General features: G+C 52.4%; 16 protein-coding genes. 3 read left to right on the forward strand and 13 right to left on the reverse strand.

Going from position 1 to position 17,100, the window contains the following annotated elements; genetic code table 11:
- Positions 1-18: 18 nt before the first annotated feature.
- The 6 genes from MP213Fo_RS05530 to MP213Fo_RS05555 are packed head-to-tail and all read right to left on the reverse strand — an operon-like array spanning position 19 to position 5,666.
- Complete coding sequence (locus MP213Fo_RS05530) at positions 19-1,167, reverse strand: NAD(P)/FAD-dependent oxidoreductase (RefSeq protein WP_421090648.1); 1,149 nt, start codon at positions 1,165-1,167, stop codon at positions 19-21.
- Positions 1,167-2,573, reverse strand: coding sequence for an FAD-dependent oxidoreductase (locus tag MP213Fo_RS05535; protein ID WP_421090649.1), 1,407 nt, complete (start codon positions 2,571-2,573; stop codon positions 1,167-1,169). Before MP213Fo_RS05535 ends, MP213Fo_RS05530 begins: the two co-directional genes overlap by 1 nt.
- Positions 2,566-2,910 (reverse strand): (2Fe-2S)-binding protein, encoded by a 345-nt coding sequence (locus tag MP213Fo_RS05540; RefSeq protein WP_421090650.1) that lies wholly within the window; start codon positions 2,908-2,910, stop codon positions 2,566-2,568. The genes MP213Fo_RS05535 and MP213Fo_RS05540 overlap by 8 nt, the downstream gene beginning before the upstream one ends.
- Positions 2,911-2,916: 6 nt before the next feature.
- The gene (locus tag MP213Fo_RS05545; protein WP_421090651.1) at positions 2,917-3,711 is read right to left on the reverse strand and encodes an ABC transporter permease; all 795 of its coding nucleotides are present in this window, start codon (positions 3,709-3,711) and stop codon (positions 2,917-2,919) included.
- Between the two features lie 3 nt (positions 3,712-3,714).
- The gene (locus tag MP213Fo_RS05550) at positions 3,715-4,593 is read right to left on the reverse strand and encodes an ABC transporter permease (RefSeq protein WP_421090652.1); all 879 of its coding nucleotides are present in this window, start codon (positions 4,591-4,593) and stop codon (positions 3,715-3,717) included.
- Positions 4,590-5,666, reverse strand: coding sequence for an ABC transporter ATP-binding protein (locus MP213Fo_RS05555; protein WP_421090653.1), 1,077 nt, complete (start codon positions 5,664-5,666; stop codon positions 4,590-4,592). The genes MP213Fo_RS05550 and MP213Fo_RS05555 overlap by 4 nt, the downstream gene beginning before the upstream one ends.
- A gap of 253 nt (positions 5,667-5,919) precedes the next feature.
- Here MP213Fo_RS05555 and MP213Fo_RS05560 point away from each other — a divergent pair, with 253 nt between their 5' ends.
- From MP213Fo_RS05560 to MP213Fo_RS05570, 3 genes are all read left to right on the forward strand, one after another.
- Positions 5,920-6,735, forward strand: coding sequence for an IclR family transcriptional regulator (locus MP213Fo_RS05560; RefSeq protein WP_421090654.1), 816 nt, complete (start codon positions 5,920-5,922; stop codon positions 6,733-6,735).
- Between the two features lie 159 nt (positions 6,736-6,894).
- Positions 6,895-7,668 (forward strand): hypothetical protein, encoded by a 774-nt coding sequence (locus MP213Fo_RS05565; RefSeq protein ID WP_421090655.1) that lies wholly within the window; start codon positions 6,895-6,897, stop codon positions 7,666-7,668.
- Between the two features lie 86 nt (positions 7,669-7,754).
- Positions 7,755-9,410: an alpha/beta hydrolase gene (locus MP213Fo_RS05570; protein WP_421090656.1), complete on the forward strand. Its 1,656-nt coding sequence runs from the start codon at positions 7,755-7,757 to the stop codon at positions 9,408-9,410.
- 6 nt (positions 9,411-9,416) lie between these two features.
- Here MP213Fo_RS05570 and MP213Fo_RS05575 read toward each other — a convergent pair whose 3' ends face one another.
- From MP213Fo_RS05575 to MP213Fo_RS05605, 7 genes are all read right to left on the reverse strand, one after another.
- Positions 9,417-10,802: an amidase gene (locus MP213Fo_RS05575; RefSeq protein WP_421090657.1), complete on the reverse strand. Its 1,386-nt coding sequence runs from the start codon at positions 10,800-10,802 to the stop codon at positions 9,417-9,419.
- A gap of 77 nt (positions 10,803-10,879) precedes the next feature.
- Positions 10,880-11,731, reverse strand: a complete 852-nt coding sequence (locus MP213Fo_RS05580; protein WP_421090658.1) for an ATP-binding cassette domain-containing protein — start codon at positions 11,729-11,731, stop codon at positions 10,880-10,882.
- A complete protein-coding gene (locus tag MP213Fo_RS05585) occupies positions 11,728-12,759 on the reverse strand; it encodes an ABC transporter ATP-binding protein (RefSeq protein ID WP_421090659.1) in 1,032 nt (343 codons plus the stop codon). The genes MP213Fo_RS05580 and MP213Fo_RS05585 overlap by 4 nt, the downstream gene beginning before the upstream one ends.
- The gene (locus tag MP213Fo_RS05590; protein WP_421091024.1) at positions 12,756-13,613 is read right to left on the reverse strand and encodes an ABC transporter permease; all 858 of its coding nucleotides are present in this window, start codon (positions 13,611-13,613) and stop codon (positions 12,756-12,758) included. The genes MP213Fo_RS05585 and MP213Fo_RS05590 overlap by 4 nt, the downstream gene beginning before the upstream one ends.
- 5 nt (positions 13,614-13,618) lie before the next feature.
- Positions 13,619-14,572, reverse strand: coding sequence for an ABC transporter permease (locus tag MP213Fo_RS05595; RefSeq protein WP_421090660.1), 954 nt, complete (start codon positions 14,570-14,572; stop codon positions 13,619-13,621).
- Between the two features lie 42 nt (positions 14,573-14,614).
- The gene (locus MP213Fo_RS05600; protein ID WP_421090661.1) at positions 14,615-16,111 is read right to left on the reverse strand and encodes an ABC transporter substrate-binding protein; all 1,497 of its coding nucleotides are present in this window, start codon (positions 16,109-16,111) and stop codon (positions 14,615-14,617) included.
- A gap of 205 nt (positions 16,112-16,316) precedes the next feature.
- A complete protein-coding gene (locus tag MP213Fo_RS05605) occupies positions 16,317-17,069 on the reverse strand; it encodes a glucose 1-dehydrogenase (protein ID WP_421090662.1) in 753 nt (250 codons plus the stop codon).
- Between the last annotated feature and the right edge of the window lie 31 nt (positions 17,070-17,100).

The following is a 17,100-nucleotide window of genomic DNA, read 5'->3' on the forward strand; positions in this document are numbered from 1 at the left end:
TTGGTTTAAAATAGAAACTCACGCACCGATTGCCGGAATGGCCACCGGTGCAAACCGGTCAATTGCGAAAGCCTCAATTGGTGTTGAGGTTTCGCCGCTGGTGACCAGATCACACAGCACAGCACCCACGCCCGGCGCGGTCTGAAAGCCAGCGCCGCAAAAGCCGAATGCGTGGTAAAGGCCGGGCGTTGTTTTGCTCGGCCCCAGAACCGGATTATCATCCGGCATTTCCGCTTCGGTTCCCGACCAGAAGCGTATGACTTGCGCAGTTTTCAGGTGAGGAAACAGGGCTATTGCACGCTGCATCACTTCAGAGGCAGCCATAACAGACGGGCGCGAATAATCCGGATCGGCCAGTACCTTCGCCCGTCCGCCACCCATTACATAATTGCCGCGCGTAACCTGACGACCATAAAAACTGCCGCTTTGCTCGCCCATACTCAAAGGCAGGCGATATGGCAAAGGCTCCGTTACCACCATGGAGGGATACATGCGCACCAACGGCACAGGTTCACCAAAAAGCGCTGCAAATTTATCCGACCATGCGCCGGCACTGTTAATCAGTTGCGTGCAGCTAATCTCGATCTCATTATTGTTCTGCCCTGCAAGCACGGCAAAACCATGTCCGGTTGCACGCACATCACGCACCGGCATATGTTCCATTACCACCGCACCATGACGCTCAGCAGCACGGGCAAACGCCGGAGAAACAAGGCGCGGATTAGCGCTGCCATCTTCTACACACAGCGATGCACCAGCAACATCACCGCTGAGCCATGGCAGACGCGCTTTAACCATAGCACCACTTAGCAGCTCAAGCTCCAGCCCGTGCGGACGAACAACTGCTGCATAGGCTTCAAGCTTGGCAAATTCTGCTTGGGTCCGTGCCAGTTTCAAATGGCCACTGCGCTGATATTCACCATCAATACCAATGAGCTGTGGCAATTGTGGCCATATTTGATGGGATCGTTGCGACAGCGGCAATTGCTCAACAGCACGTCCCTGACGACGCACGCCGCCATAATTGACACCACTGGCCTGCGCCCCACAAAAGCCTTTATCGAGCAAAATGACCGATAAACCAGCTTGGCGTAGTGCCAATGCCGCAGAACTGCCCACCAGACCACCGCCGATAATCACCACATCTGCTTTGTATCGTTGCACCATCAGTCAATCTCCTGCTGATACGGAGCAGCAAAACCAAGCGGTATCGGTTTAACCGGTGCCTGCGCACGCAAACGTCCGACTTTACCAGCCTCAACATCCAGTGCGGATGACAATAATTCTGTAGCGGCTGCCGCGCACATCCGCCCCTGACAGCGCCCCATGCCAACCCGGCTCAGCGCTTTCAGGCGATTGATTTCTCGCACCTGTCCGCTGTTCATTGCAGCGCGGGCTTCGCTGAGTTTAATTTCTTCACAGCGGCACAGCACAGTTTCATCCGACACCGTCTCGAACCAGTCAGCAGGAAACGGGAACATTTTTTCCAACACATCCCGCTGGCGGATGATTGCCTGATAGCCGCGTATCAGCGCTTCACGCCGCCCGCTATCAAAATTCTCATCACGATCTTCAAGCAAGGCCATCGCCGCCAGTTCACCGGCAATCTCCGCTGCATCAGCACCGGCAATACCACTGCCGTCACCGGCCAGATAAATATTGCGCCTGCTGCTGCGGCCATTAAGATCGCGCTCAGGCAGCCATGCCCGGTCGCGCTCATTAAAGTTGAACGCACAACCTGCAAGATCAGCGAGCTGCGTTTCAGGCCGCAAAGCAAAACCATAGGCCAGCGCATCACAGTCTATTGTCTGTACCTTGTCACTGTTCTGGCTACGAAAACGAACCGCTTCAATATGCTCGTCACCCTGCACTGCCACCGGACGCACATTATAATGCACTTTGACGCCGCCAAGACGCAGCTGTATAGCATATTTTACACCCAGCGCTGCAATCCGCGGGGCAAGTGGCAGCAGTTTTGCCAGATTAAATTTTGCCGATAACGGTGCTGTATCCAGTACGGCTGCAACCTTTGCGCCAGCCTTCATATATTGCCAGGCCACCAGATAAAGCAGCGGCCCCGACCCCATAAACACCAACCGGTTACCAATAGTAACTCCTTGGGCTTTTAGTGCGGTCTGGGATGCACCAAGCGTATAGACGCCGGGCTTTGTCCAGCCCGGAAACGGCAGAACCCGATCTGTTGCGCCGGTGCATAAAATGATCTGGTCGAAGGGAACCTGACGGTGAAGCTTTTGCCGGGTCGATAAAATATCAAGCTGGCACGGCTGGCCATTGCCGGACATGTTCCAGACCAGTGTATCCGGCCTATAATCTATCTGCGGAAGTAGCGCCTCAAATGTATCATGGAGAGCTTTGGCTTTGGCCGCTTCCGAACCATATCGGCTTTTATAGGAGCGACCGTCATCCACCAGCGGGCGCCGGTAAATCTGACCGCCACTGCGCACAGCCTCATCCAGAACCAGCGGACGCAATCCGGCCTTAACCAGACATTGCGCAGCACGGATACCGGCAGGCCCTGTACCAACGATCACGGGTTGCATATGTTCACTCATGGCCGGCTTCCCGTTGGCAGTGTAATGTCTCCAATGCATGTGAGCCGGAGACAAAGCACATACCCGCAATCAGAGGCGTGGTGCAGGCGCGGATACGCTCGCCCTCACCGCTCAGCACCACACAATCCTGACAGGCGCCGATCAGACAAAATCCGGCACGGTTTTCACCGCTGAATTCGGTCTGCCGCACGTGCCCGTCAATGGTCATGATCGCTGTCAGCACAGTATCTCCCGCGCGGCCATGATGCAGCTCACCGTTCAGTGTGAACGGTATCAAGGCTGCATCATGCCGGTAACGGCGGATAAATTGTGCGCGTTGTGCACTTGGCGCGGACATCTGAGCTCAGCCTTTTCCGACCAGCAAACGATCAAGGCCGAACAAACGATCCAGAATAATCATCGCTACCAGCGCAACAAGGATCATCAATGCCGAAACCGCAGCCATCATCGGATCGATCGATTCACTGGCATACATATACATGCGTACCGGCAGGGTTACGGTCGACGGTGAGGTCACGAAAATCGACATCGTCAGCTCGTCAAAACTATTGATGAAGGCCAGCAACCAGCCGCCGCTCACGCCCGGCAACAGCAGAGGCAAAGTAATGCGGCGGAACACTGTCCATTCTCCGGCACCAAGTGTGCGGGCTGCACTTTCAGCATTCTGATCCATACTGCTCAGCGACGCTAGAATAAGCCGCAACGCATAAGGCGTTACGATAATCGCATGAGTTGCCACCAGCCAGGCGAATGAACCTGTGAGCCCCAGCAATGAGAACAGCTGCAAAAATGCGACGCCCAGCACCAGATGCGGAATGATCAGCGGTGACAAAAACAGCGCATTGAGAGCATCACGTCCGCGAAAGGAATAACGGGTGATAGCAATGGCTGACGGCACTGCCAGAATTGTAGAAATCGTGGCCGATAACAGCGCAAGACGGGCACTGTTCGAGAACGAATCCATAAAATCCTTATGGGCAAAAACTGCCTTAAACCAGCGAAGCGAAAAGCCGTTCCACGGCATGGTCAGGGTGTTTTCAGGTGTGAAAGCCACCAGACAAACCACGACCATCGGTGCGAGCATAAAGATCACAACCAGCGTGTGAAACAGCATTGCGACAGAACCATTTTTCTGCATGTCTTAACCCAGCTTCCGTTTGGCCTGACGTTCGATAATGCGGTTGTAAGCCAGCATAATCGCGAGATTGGCAACTAGAACAATAATGGCGATTGCAGCACCCAGCGGCCAGTTCAGCTCGATCATGAACTCGTCATAAACAACGGTTGCCGCCATTTTCAAACGACGCCCGCCGAGCAAACCCGGGATCGCAAAAGCACTGGCTGAAAGCGCAAACACGATCAGGCTGCCGGACAAAATACCAAGCATTGCCTGCGGAAAAACAATCCGGCGTAAGGCTGTAAAGCGCGATGCACCAAGTGTGAGTGCTGCGGCCTCAACAGTCGGGTCAAGCTTTTGCAGCACAGTCCAGACCGGAATAACCATGAATGGCAGCATAATATGCACCAGACCGATAATGATCGCGGTTTCAGTGTAAAGCAGCTGCAACGGCTCGATACCGAAAATGCCAAGCGTACTATTGACCAGACCGGTACGGCCTAGCAGCATGCTCCAACCAAAAGTACGCACCACCACTGAAACCAGCAACGGGCCGATAATCACAAGCAGAAAAATCGAGCGCCAAGGCTTGCGCATATTCGACAGAATATAGGCTTCAGGCACACCAATAATCATGGCGATAATTGTTGTGATCAGTGCAATGCGCAAGGTGCGCAAAAAGATCGACAGGTAATATTCGTCCTGCAGTACTTTCACATAATTGGAAATGGTAAAACCATCCCCCACACCCGTGGTGTAATTATAGGTATTGAAGGACAGAATAACAGTCAGCGCCAGCGGCAGCAGCACCAGACCGATAAAAAACAGCATCGACGGCGCCGACAAAATAAACGGCGCGGTCTGACGAAGTGTTTGAGGCTTTATAACCGCACTGTCTGTCATGGTCGTGGCGCCTCGCTCTGGAGCACGCGGCAGTCTTCCTGTTTCCAGACCAGACCAACCGTCTCACCTTCAGCGGCAGGCGGCGTGCCACGATTGGCAATCGCCACCGCAATATTTCCGGCTTTGGTGGCAACCGTAATCAGCCACTGATTGCCCATGAAATAACGCGTAGTGATTTTCCCCTCGATCAAACCATCCGCAGGCGCACTCAGCTCAACCTTTTCCGGGCGCACACAAATAGTCACTTGCTGCGCATCCGGCTTCCAGTTCTCATTGATAACCGGCGCAAATTTCATCCGGGTTTCATCAATGCTGACCAGCGTACCGGCATCCGATTTTTCAACACGTGCGGTGAGGAAATTTGATTTACCGACAAAGGATGAGATGAAGTTATTACGCGGATGTTCATAGAGTTTATAAGGCGTATCAACCTGCGTAATATCGCCCTTTTCCATCACCACAACGCGGTCACTGATCGACAGCGCTTCAGCTTGATCATGGGTTACCATAATCGTGGTAATGCCAACAGCACGCTGAATACGGCGCAGTTCAAACTGCATTTCTTCACGCAGCTGCGCATCAAGATTAGACAGCGGCTCATCAAGCAGCAGAACCGGCGGGTTAATAACCAGCGCACGGGCAATGGCCACACGCTGGCGCTGACCGCCGGACATTTCACGCGGATAGCGATCAGCCAGTGCCGACAAATGCACAAGACCCAGCGTTTCTTTAACGCGCGCTTCACGTTCGGCCTTAGGCACTTTGCGCATTTCCAGACCAAAGCTGACATTTTGTGCAACAGTCATATGCGGAAATAAAGCGTAGCTCTGAAACACCACACCAAGCTGGCGCTGAGCCGGAGCAATATTGGTGATATCGCGGCCATCAAGGATGATGGAGCCGGCGGTCAAAGGCACCAGCCCGGCGACCATCTGCAATGTGGTGGTTTTTCCGCAACCGGAAGGTCCAAGCAGAGAGATAAACTCCCCTTTTTCAACCGCGAGATCAAAATCTTTCACGGCCGTGAATTTTCCGTAAATCTTGGAAACCTGTTTTAAATGTAAAAAGCTCATGCTTGCCTCCTAGAGCGATATATTCAAATCAGAACATATAAACCGCTCTCAATTTAATCCGTGCATTGATGCAAGCATCTCATGCTTAAGCCGCAGGTTCCCAAAGCTGCACTATGCGCATTGCCTGTCCTGACGATAATTCAACACAATAATGACAGAGATTTCTCAGTTTAGACAAATTCTATTTTCTATTATGGAATAAATTGTATAGTTTAATCCATTCTACGAAATTATATATTTTAAGAGCCTCGAAATGACTGAAAATACGAAATCCCCTGTGAACACCAGCCTGATCAAAGCTATCCAGATTCTGAAAGGACTGACAGCAAGCTCACGGGATGGTATTCGTCTGATTGATCTTGCGCGTGATCTGGAGCTAAGCCAGCCCTCAACTCACCGACTGCTTAAAAGCCTGATCAGTGAAGGACTGGTGGAGCAACTATGCGATTGTAAATATTATCGCCTATCGCTCGAGTTTTTCTGCATGGCAGCGCAAACCCGCCAGCGCGACGGCATCTTGGATTATGCCCGCCCTGCATTGCTGCGCCTGTCTGCAACTTTTAATGACACTGTGTTTTTGCTGGTACGCAATGGTTTTGATGTGGTCTGCCTCGACCGTGTAGAAGGCCCGTTTCCGATCCGCTCGTTCACAGGAGATATCGGCGGTAAAGTGCCGCTTGGCATCGGTCAGGGCAGTATTGCCATTCTTGCTTTTTTGCCGGAAGAAGAGCGCGAGGCGATTATCCGTTTCAACATGCCGCGAATTCTCGATCGCGCCTCGATTGATGAGGTAGACTTACGGATTATGATTGAAGCTGTGCAACAAACCGGCTCGGCACGAATGAATTTTGACATGATTGAAGGTATGGCCGGTCTTGGTGTGCCCGTGCTCGATCAAAATGGCATTGCAGTGGCAGCACTCAGTGTGGGCACACTTGCATCACGCCTGACTGAGCAGCGCCAAAATACCATCACTGAGCTTTTGAAAAAGGAAGCCGCGCTGATTTCCAGTAAGCTCAACCCCTTTGATCCGACCTTACGCTACCCTAGCCAGGCCTTGTCACGTTAAGCGCTTTCATGTGTTTTGATGTAAAAACGCTTCACAGCCTTGAGAATGAATTGCCTCCAAAGCAGATCAAGCTTGCGTCAACACCGAGAAAGAAATGCCAATTACCATGTGTTTTGTATTATAAAGACCAAAACCAGTTCTGAGGTCAGGTTTCCATCTATGGTATATTCCATTCTTTTACGTACGCTTATCATCAGTGTTATGCTGCTGTTCATCATGCCAGCACAGGCACAAGTTCCTGCCAGTGGCGCTGACACACTTAACAGTGCCATGCAGGGCTTCATCATCCGCCTTGAAGCAGCTAAACAGCAAAAAATTCTGCCGCGCCTGTCCAACAGTCAGGATGCGAAGGCGCTTGAAGCTTTGTGGGATGTTCCGGCAGTGATCGGCAGCGGGCCTTATCGGGCAACAGACCTACCGGTACTAATGGACATCATCCAACAACAGGCGCAAGTGACCAAGACCTATGTGTTGTTTTCGCCGGATGCGGATAAAGAGCCGGATGCTGCCAGAAACAGCGCAGCATTTCAGGATGAAATCAGCCGCTCTTCGGTGGCTATGCTAGGCTTTATTGCTGCGGCATTGGAAGCCGCAGATGATTTTGCGGTAACCCTCAAAAAAGACGATGATTACAAAGGCCGGCTTGCAGGTCTTTTGCAGTTACGCCTCGGCATCCAGCAGGTTATTAACAGCACAGCGCTGATGCTGCATAGCGCTGATCTGAAAGCGATTAATCAGGAGCGCCTCACATTAGCGCTGGCCGATCATGCACCGGCGATCGCCAAAAGCGTTTCATTGCAAGACCGTAAAACCTTGCTGACTATCATTGAAACAGTCAAACCAAACCTCAGCAACACGGCTAGTCTCTCTGCCGAGCGCTTTATGGATGCTATGAAATCCACAGACTGCACAGGCCTTTGTGCCCTGCATTGAGGCCTCAACGCAGACTATCAATCCGGCACATAAAATTATATCGTCAAATACAATCAGCACATAAGCCTAAAAAGGAAAGACGACAGATGAAACCTGCATGGCTGGAAAAATTCTGGAGCTCGCTCTCACTCACAGGCTTATTGCTCGGCACATTATTTTTTGCCGCATCGCTGACGCCATCGCTGTTGCCGCGCACATATATAACGCAAGGAGCGCTTTCGGGTGCCTGTTTTGCTGCAGGCTATGGTATCGGCACCTTGTTATTATGGCTTTGGCAATATCTTGAATTGCCTAAACTGCATGGACGCATTTCGCATCTGGTTAAAATCACCGCAATGGCCGTGAGCATCATCATTGCGCTCGTCTTTCTGTGGTCAGCCTCAGATGGTCAGAACTCTGTGCGCCTGCTGATGGGATTACCCCCTGTTGAAAGTGCTCATCCGTTTAAAGTCGGCCTGATTGCACTGATAACCTTCATCATTCTGATCGCGCTCGCGCGCATATTCCAGATGATTTACCGCATCGCCAGCAGCAATCTCAACCGCTATATCCCGCCACGGCTGTCACGGTTTATCGGCTTTGTACTGGCGGCAATTATTTTTGGCACCGCCATCAATGGGGTGTTGTTTCGTTCAGCGCTGCATATTGCCGATTCCTCCTATCGTGAATTTGACGCTCTGATTGAAGCAGAAAGCCAGCAGCCGAAAGACCTGCTGAAAAGCGGCAGCTCCGCCTCGCTGCTCAAATGGAATGAGTTGGGCAGAGCTGGGCGCGAATTTGTCAGTGTTGGCCCCAGCCAGACTGATATTGCAACATTTACCGGTAAGGCCGCTAAAGAACCTTTGCGCGTTTATGTTGGCTTGCGCTCAGCCAAAACCCCCAAAGACCGCGCCAAGCTGGCACTGAATGAGATGATCCGTGTTGGTGCATTTGACCGCTCCGTTCTGGTTGTTGCTATTCCTACCGGCACAGGCTGGGTTGACGAAATGGCGATGGGGCCGCTCGAATATCTCCATGACGGCGATGTGGCGAGTGTTGCCATCCAGTATTCTTATCTGGCAAGCTGGCTCTCTTTGCTGGTAGAGCCCGGTTATGGCAGTGAAACCGCAACCGCTTTATTTGATGTCGTCTATGACTATTGGACAAAACTGCCTAAAGATCAGCGCCCTAAGCTCTATCTCTACGGGCTGAGCCTCGGCGCGATGAATTCGCAACAATCTTCAGAACTGTTTCAGGTGTTAGGCGATCCTTATCAAGGGGCATTATGGAGCGGCCCGCCATTTACCAGCAGGCTCTGGCGCTCGATTACCGACAGCCGCAATGAAGGCACTCCGGAATGGCTGCCAGTGTTTCGCGACAGTTCCTATGCCCGCTTTACCAATCAGAATAATGCGCTGAAAATTCCCGGCAGTGAATGGGGCCCGATGCGTATCGTTTATCTGCAATATGCCAGTGACCCGATTACCTTTTTCAATCAGCGCGATTTTTACCGCCAGCCGGATTGGATGAAAGAGCCGCGTGGCCCTGACGTCTCACCGCAGCTGACATGGTATCCTGTAGTGAGCATGCTGCAACTGGCGCTTGATCTGGCAATGTCTACAACCACGCCGATTGGTCATGGCCATGTATATGCACCACAGCATTATATTGACGGTTGGGTTGAGGTTACCGATGTAAGCTGGCCACAGGCTGAAATTGACCGGCTCAAGCAGCTTTATATCGACCAGCTGCCAAAGCCTTGATCAAATTTAGAACTTCGGCCACGGTCTTTGCTGTGGCCGAAGTTTTTCATAGCTATGTGCAAGCTGCAAAACACCCAGATCATCAAAACGCTGACCGATGATCTGCAGGCCGATCGGCAAGCCTTTGGCCGTATAACCACAATTGAGCGAGATTGCCGGTTGTTCCGACATATTCATGGCCACCGTAAAAGCAATATGCTCAAAAGGCAGCTGCGGATCATTTAGCGGCGATGCCCATTCTGCCGGATAAGTCGGCATTGGTGCGGTTGGCGAGATAATAAAATCATAAGGCGCAATGGCCGCCAATGCTGCATAGCGCATGGCATCAATCTGCGCGAACCCCTGATAAACCTGCGCTCCGCTCAGGTCTTTACCACCTTCAGCCCATTGATAAATATAAGGCAAAATCTTTGCCTGATTATCCGGCGTCATTTTTTCAATATCGCCCCATGACCGCGCACGCCAAAAGCTGTCCAGCCCGTCAATCATAGTGCGGGTGAGATAGCTCGGAACGCGCTCTATGATCGCGCCTGCATCCGCCAGCACACGGGCTGCACCTTCCACCGCAGCGCGCACTTCCGGCTCGACAACAGCACCAAACCCTGCATCCAGCCACAGGCCGATACGCAGATTTTTGATATCCCTGTCGAGATTAAGCCAGTCAACAGATCTATAGGGCAGGCTCATCGGATCACGCCGATCCGGCTTCGATAAAACCGACATATAAAGTGCGGTATCCGCAACTGTGCGGGTCATTGGCCCTGCCACGCGGCCAATGAATGGCGGATCAATGGGGATGCGTCCGAAAGACGGTTTCAAGCCAACCACCCCGCACCATCCGGCAGGCAACCGGATTGAGCCGCCAATATCGGTACCAATATGCAAAGGCCCGTAACCGGCAGCGGCGGCAGCCCCTGCTCCGGCACTGGAACCACCGGGATTGGTGGTAATATCCCAAGGATTACGCGCCAAAGCATGAAAGCTCGACAGGCCGGATGACAGCATGCCTAGATCGGGCATTGTGGTTTTGCCCAGCAGAATTCCGCCTGCCTCGCTTGATCGCGCAGCCGGTGGCGCATCACGCAGTGCCGGAACCAGCATGGTCGCCGCACAACCAAGCGGTATAGGCAGGCCTGTAGTGGCAATATTTTCTTTGATTGTCAGTGGTACGCCGTCAATAGCGCCAAGCGGTTGATTGCGCATCCACCGCGCCTCAGAGCAAGATGCGTCAAGCAATGCGGCCTCAGGATCAAACGCCCAGAGCGCATGCAAATGCGGCTCACAGGCCTCAATCCGCCCTATCACCGCTCTTACTACTTCTACTGGTGAAATTGTGCGCGCTTCAAAACCGGCAACCATATCCATCGCGCTCAGATCGGCAAGATCCGTCATATTCCCCCCCCTTATCCGCTCGCACGCAGCTCTTTTTTATGCCTTGTCGTGCCAGCCTGATGATTTAAATATGCATTTTATTCACTTTTTACTGCTCTGTTTACTCTTCTGTTCTGGCGGTCAGAAAATGGTTTTGGCACCGCATTCACCAATCCTTTGGTGTAAGGATGCTGCGGATTATCGAAGACCTCGCTGGTGCGCCCCTGCTCAACAATGCGCCCCTCATGCAGCACGGCCACACGATCGGTTATCACCCGCATCACACCCAGATCATGGCTAATAAACAAATAAGACAGGCCGAACTGCTCTTGCAAATCCATCATCAGGTTCAGAACCTGCGCCTGTATAGACACATCCAACGCCGAAACAGGCTCATCAGCCACAATCAGCGATGGTCTGGTGATCAATGCTCTGGCAATGGCAATACGCTGGCGCTGACCACCGGAAAACTCATGCGGATATTTATCGGCATAGGCCGATGATAGACCAACCGCCTCCAATACTTGCGTAATACGCTGCTCCCGCAGCTCTGGCGGTGTATTGTTTTCCAGCGACAGGACTGGTTCCGCAAGGATGCGTCGTATTTTATGGCGCGGATCAAGCGAGCCATAAGGGTCCTGAAATATCGCCTGAAATTGTCTGCGTGCCGTTTTCAGCGCGTTGCGGTCAAGACTGTAAATATCCTGCCCGTTGATCGCAACTGTACCGGCCTGCGGCTTTTCCAGCGCCATAACCGTGCGCGCCAAGGTGGACTTGCCTGATCCGGATTCACCCACAATACCAAGGCTTTCACCGGCGTTTAAAGTCAGGCTCACACCGTGCAGCACCCGCAAATTTTGCGGCTTTGACAACAATGACTGCTTTGGCAGCATATAGTCACGTACGACATTGCGCATTTCAAGCAATGGTGGCTTTACATCAATTTTCATCTCAACACCTCATCCGTGAACGGATGAAGACACGCGACCTGATGACTTGCGTTTCCGGTCTGTGCATCGGCAAGCGCCGGTACGCTTTTGCGGCAATCACTTTGTACAAGTCCGCAACGATCGGCAAAATTACATTGCTCCAGCCGGCTGAACGGATCAGGTACCACCCCTGCAATGGCAGTGAGGCGCTGGCGCTTTGACAAATCTGCGGGAGCAGGCAAAAGGCTCAGGCTATGTGGGGAGGCTGCGAATAGACCGCGTGTATAAGGATGTGCCATCTGGTGAAAAACATCTTGTGTCTCACCGGTTTCAACCACCCGCCCCGCATACATAACGGCAATACGATCGGTCATTTGCGAGACAACACCAAGATCATGGGTAATCAGCAGCAGCGCTGTGCCACTCTCATCAATCAACTCATCCAGCAGATCAAGAATTTGCGCCTGCACTGTCACATCAAGCGCGGTGGTCGGTTCATCTGCAATCAGCACTTCAGGCTCGCAGGCAAGTGCCATAGCAATCATCACACGCTGGCGTTGGCCGCCGGATAGCTGATGCGGATATAGCTCCAGACCAAAGCGCGCACCATGAAGCCCGACACGATCAAGCAAGCTCCGGGCCGTTTTCTCTGCATCACTGCGGTTCTCGCCAAAATGCAAACGACGCCCTTCGCTCACTTGTGCGCCGATCGTTTTGATCGGGTTCAGCGCTGTCATCGGCTCCTGAAAGATCATCGCCATCCGGCGTCCGCGGATCGCGCAAAGCTGCTGTTCCGGCAGCATCGCCAGATTTTGACCGGCCAATTCTATAGTACCGCTCATGCTCATTTGCGGTGGCAGCAAGCCCATCAGTGCCAGCGCTGTCATCGATTTTCCAGAGCCGGATTCCCCAACCAGCCCCAAGCGATCACCACGATTGAGTGTCAGATTAATCGTGGATAAAATCTGGCCATCGCGGCTGGTCTTTTGCAAAGGATCGGCAGGCAAAACAACAGAGAGATCACGGACTTTAAGCAGCGTTTGTGTCATCGCTGCCTCCGGATTTTGGGGTCAAGCATATCGCGCAACCCGTCGCCGAGCATATTCAGCCCTAGCACCGCAAATGTAATGGCCAATCCGGGAAAAATTGCCAAATGCGGGGCATCATAAATATAGGTTTGCGCATCATTAAGCATCTTGCCCCAGCTCGGATGGGGCGGCTGGGTACCAAGCCCGACATAGGATAACCCCGCCTCGGCAACAATTGCCAGTGCAAACTGGATCGTGGCCTGCACAATCAGCACATGGCCAATATTTGGCAGGATATGGTCGAAGATAATGGCCGTCTCACTGCGCCCTGCACAGCGTGCTGCCAGCACATAATCGCGCTTCCACATCCCCATGGATGCACCACGCGTAATACGGGCAAAAACCGGAATGTTAAAAATCCCGATTGCCAGCATGGCATTAACCGCACCGGGGCCAAACACTGCGGTAATGATCACCGCAGTGAGGAGTGCCGGAAAGGCAAAAGCCAGATCGGTCAGGCGCATCACAAAACCATCAACCATACCGCCGCGCGCTGCAGCGAAAGCGCCGAGCGGTACGCCAATACCGATCCCCACCCCCACGGCAATCAGCGCTACTGACAGTGAATTGCGCGCTCCCACCATCAGCATCGACAAAACATCACGGCCAAAAGCATCGGTGCCAAGCCAGTGCAGTGCTGAAGGCCCCTGAAGCTTATGCAGAATTTTCATGGCGGTTGGTGAATACGGTGTCCAGACCAGTGACAGCAATGCCAGCGCCAACAATAATGCCGTGATCACCAGCCCTATCATCAGGCTGCGGCTCATACGCACAGAGAGAAACACAGCTTTGCTACGGCGGGAAAGGCTCGGCATATCACTCACGTGCGCACTCCCACTGAAAGACGGGGATCAAGCAGGCCATAAGCGATATCGACCATAAAATTAACCGCGATAACGCTCGCTGCCAACAAGGTGACCAGTGACTGCACCGTGATCAGATCACGCTGGGCAATGGATTGAAATATCAGCCGTCCTAAACCCGGCAGATTAAACACGTTTTCAATGATGATGGTACCGGCCAGCAAGAATGAGAATTGTAAGCCCAATATGGTTACAACCGGTATCAGCGCATTGGGTGTTGCGTGTTTCCACAAAGCCGCTCTCTGGCTCAGGCCTTTGGCGCGGGCAGTGCGCACAAAATCCTCATTCAAAGCTTCAATCACCGCAGAGCGGGTAACGCGCGCTAAAATTGCAGCCAGCGGCAAAGCCAGCGCCACGGCAGGCAGAATGAGCGAACGGATACCTGCCCATAAACCATTTTCCCAACCGCCAAAACCGGATGCGGGAAACCAGCCGAGATAAAGTGCGAAAAACAAAATCAGTAACAAACCCAGCCAGAAATTGGGAACGGCAACACCGATCTGGGCAAAGCCCATACCCACCACATCCGGTGCTTTGCCGCGTTTTGAAGCAGCGATTACCCCCAAAGGAATAGCAATGACCAGCGACAAGACCATTGCCATCATTGCCAGCGGCAAGGTCAGCATGATCCGCGGTTCGAGCAGCTCACTGATTGGTACGGAATAGGTGTAGCTGGTGCCGAAATCACCGGTTAAAAACCCGCCGATCCAGCTGAAATAACGCCATAGCAGCGGGGCATCGAGACCAAGCTGCTTATGCAAAGCCGCCAATGTGTCGGGCTGTGCATTAATACCCAGCATCACTGCCGCCGGATCACCCGGCAACACCTGCATCAGCAGAAAAACAAGAACGGAGGCCGCCAGCGTCGTCAGGATCAGCGAAATCAGACGCCCCGTGAAATAACGCAGCAAATGCGGCCTCCTTCAATCGAATATATCTCAGATTATGAGATTTTATTCTGACCAGTAAACATGGGTCAGATCATTGGCAGGAATAGTCTGGTTTTTCCACATCCCATTGAGTTTTTTATCCCAAACCCCGATTTTAGGCAGGGCATAAAGGAAAACATTCGGCACATCTTCCGAAAGCTTGCGCTGCAATTGCCCCAGAAGCTCAATTTGCTGCTTTTCATCAACAGTCTCAGTGAACTGCTTATACAGCGCTTTATATTCAGGACTGTTATAGTTGAAATAATATTTATCCCGCGCATAAATATCGAGATCGCGGGTTTCAACATGGGCAATAATCGTAGCGTCAAAATCGCTGCGGGCAAAAACCTGATCAAGCCATTGCGCGAATTCAACCGGCACCAGTTTTGCCTCGATACCAACTTCTGCCAGCATTGCTGCAATCACTTCACCACCACGACGTGCATAGGCAGGCGGCGGCAGCATAATCGTCATAACAGTGCCTGCTGGCACACCTGCTTCTGCCAAAAGTGCCTTGGCTTTTTCAACATCATAAGGATAGGTATTGCTCAGATCGACATAGCCCGGTTCCGCAGGGGTGTAATGCGCGCCAATCACCTTAGCCAGACCGGTGGTAATCGCTTCCTGCACCATATTACGGTCAATCGCGTGGGTCAGCGCACGCCGCACACGCACATCATCAAACGGCTTGCGGGCATTGTTCAGCGACATGATCACTTTGCCGGCACTGGAGCCGATTTCCACTGTCAGACGATCATCATTTTTCAAACGGCTGATCAGTTCAGGCGCCGGAAACTCCGGAAACGCATCAACATCACCGGCCATCACCGCCGCAGCAGCAGCAGACGGATCGCTGATAAAGCGGAAGGTAACTGCTGACAATTTGGCGGGTTCACCCCAATAATCAGGGTTACGCTCAAACTCCACCCGATCGCCCTGCACCCAGCGCTTGAATTTAAACGGCCCGGTACCAACCGGATTGGTTTTATTGGTTGCCACACTATCAGGCGCCATCATCACCGCATCGCCCCAGCCCATACCGAACAGAAAGGTAGAAGACGGATGTTTCAGCGTAACAACAGCTGTGTACGGATCTGGGCACTCAGTTTTTGCAATGGGTGCAAATAATGCTTTTTGCGCATTGGTAGAATCCGGTGCGGTGGCACGGTCATAGGTAAATTTGACCACAGAGCAATCAAAAGCCGTACCATTGTGAAATTTAACGCCCTCTTGCAGCTTGAAACTATAGGTAAGATTGTCGGGAGAAATTGTCCAGCTCTTCGCAAGGCTTGGCTTAACCATGGCCGCCTCATCGATACGAACCAGCCCCTCATACAGATTGTTCAGGGTCAGGCGGCGGATCGAGGCGGCAGCATTGGCTGTCGGATCCATACCCGGCGGTTCCAGCACTTCGCCAATCGCCAGCGTGTCTTTGGCTAACCCTGTGCCAGCGCTGGCAACAACGGCAATTCCGGCCATGGCAGCGAGCAGCAGCTGACCGGTCAAAAATTTATTTCGCATTGCCTGTCCCCTTATATAGATTCTGAAGTTTTGACCGTAACCAAGTCTGCAAAACTAACCCAACCTTTGGCAATTTCCAGTTTGGCGGACTTTAACGCAAACCGCAGATGGTTCAAACACTTATCACAACTCATAATGATTGTTTTCACCTGAGCGAGAGTTTAAATTTAAGCGAGAGCGATGGGGTAGTGGAGCGAGAGCTTTTTCAAATTGAGCGTCCGCCATCCACATCCAAGGCTACACCGGTAATCATTGCTGCTGCCGGCGAGCATAAAAATGCAGCACTTTCTGCCAGATCTTCCGGCTTCAGCAAGCGGCCAAGCGGAATAGAGGCACGGAATTTCTGGCGAATTTCCTCACTGTCTTCACCCATAAAAGTTGTGAGCAAAGGCGTTTCACCAGCCACCGGATTAAGCGCATTCACACGGATATGAAAAGGCGCCAGTTCAATTGCCAGTGCTTTGGTAGCTGATACTACCCAGCCTTTGGTTGCATTATACCATGTCAGGTTCGGGCGCGGGCGCGCTGCCCCTGTGGATGCAATATTCAGAATAACGCCGCCGCCATTGTCTTTAAAATGCGGGATCAAAGCGCGGCTCATCAGATAAATACCGCGAATATTTACACCGACAATCCGGTCAAACTCGTCTGGATTAATGTCTTCTGCTGGCTGTGGTTTATGGCCGACACCTGCATTGTTAATCAGGATATCAACCCGCCCAAAACGCATATGCGCCTGCCGCACAGCTTCTGCCACCCCCTCTTCAGTGGCAATATCTGCCTCCACAGCATGTGCCTGTTTGCCTATTTCACCGGCTACTCGGTGTGCACCTGCTTTATCACGGTCAACAATAACAACCCGCGCGCCCTCATGGCTGAATTTACGTGCCATGGCCTCGCCAAAACCGGAGCCTGCGCCGGTGATTAAAGCCGTTTTATTATCAAGCGTAGCAGTCATGAACCGGCAGTCCCCCGTTTATATTGATGCG

It is taken from the genome of Pseudochrobactrum mosebachae (assembly GCF_048914685.1).
Lineage (GTDB): Bacteria > Pseudomonadota > Alphaproteobacteria > Rhizobiales > Rhizobiaceae > Pseudochrobactrum.

What these genes read in the sequence shown, in the direction of transcription:
- MP213Fo_RS05530 (WP_421090648.1), bottom strand. Translation starts at nt 1,167, where the DNA reads ATGGTGCAACGATACAAAGCAGATGTGGTGATTATCGGCGGTGGTCTG.
- MP213Fo_RS05535 (WP_421090649.1), bottom strand. Translation starts at nt 2,573, where the DNA reads ATGAGTGAACATATGCAACCCGTGATCGTTGGTACAGGGCCTGCCGGT.
- MP213Fo_RS05540 (WP_421090650.1), bottom strand. Translation starts at nt 2,910, where the DNA reads ATGTCCGCGCCAAGTGCACAACGCGCACAATTTATCCGCCGTTACCGG.
- MP213Fo_RS05545 (WP_421090651.1), bottom strand. Translation starts at nt 3,711, where the DNA reads ATGCAGAAAAATGGTTCTGTCGCAATGCTGTTTCACACGCTGGTTGTG.
- MP213Fo_RS05550 (WP_421090652.1), bottom strand. Translation starts at nt 4,593, where the DNA reads ATGACAGACAGTGCGGTTATAAAGCCTCAAACACTTCGTCAGACCGCG.
- MP213Fo_RS05555 (WP_421090653.1), bottom strand. Translation starts at nt 5,666, where the DNA reads ATGAGCTTTTTACATTTAAAACAGGTTTCCAAGATTTACGGAAAATTC.
- MP213Fo_RS05560 (WP_421090654.1), top strand. Translation starts at nt 5,920, where the DNA reads ATGACTGAAAATACGAAATCCCCTGTGAACACCAGCCTGATCAAAGCT.
- MP213Fo_RS05565 (WP_421090655.1), top strand. Translation starts at nt 6,895, where the DNA reads ATGGTATATTCCATTCTTTTACGTACGCTTATCATCAGTGTTATGCTG.
- MP213Fo_RS05570 (WP_421090656.1), top strand. Translation starts at nt 7,755, where the DNA reads ATGAAACCTGCATGGCTGGAAAAATTCTGGAGCTCGCTCTCACTCACA.
- MP213Fo_RS05575 (WP_421090657.1), bottom strand. Translation starts at nt 10,802, where the DNA reads ATGACGGATCTTGCCGATCTGAGCGCGATGGATATGGTTGCCGGTTTT.
- MP213Fo_RS05580 (WP_421090658.1), bottom strand. Translation starts at nt 11,731, where the DNA reads ATGAAAATTGATGTAAAGCCACCATTGCTTGAAATGCGCAATGTCGTA.
- MP213Fo_RS05585 (WP_421090659.1), bottom strand. Translation starts at nt 12,759, where the DNA reads ATGACACAAACGCTGCTTAAAGTCCGTGATCTCTCTGTTGTTTTGCCT.
- MP213Fo_RS05590 (WP_421091024.1), bottom strand. Translation starts at nt 13,613, where the DNA reads ATGCCGAGCCTTTCCCGCCGTAGCAAAGCTGTGTTTCTCTCTGTGCGT.
- MP213Fo_RS05600 (WP_421090661.1), bottom strand. Translation starts at nt 16,111, where the DNA reads ATGCGAAATAAATTTTTGACCGGTCAGCTGCTGCTCGCTGCCATGGCC.
- MP213Fo_RS05605 (WP_421090662.1), bottom strand. Translation starts at nt 17,069, where the DNA reads ATGACTGCTACGCTTGATAATAAAACGGCTTTAATCACCGGCGCAGGC.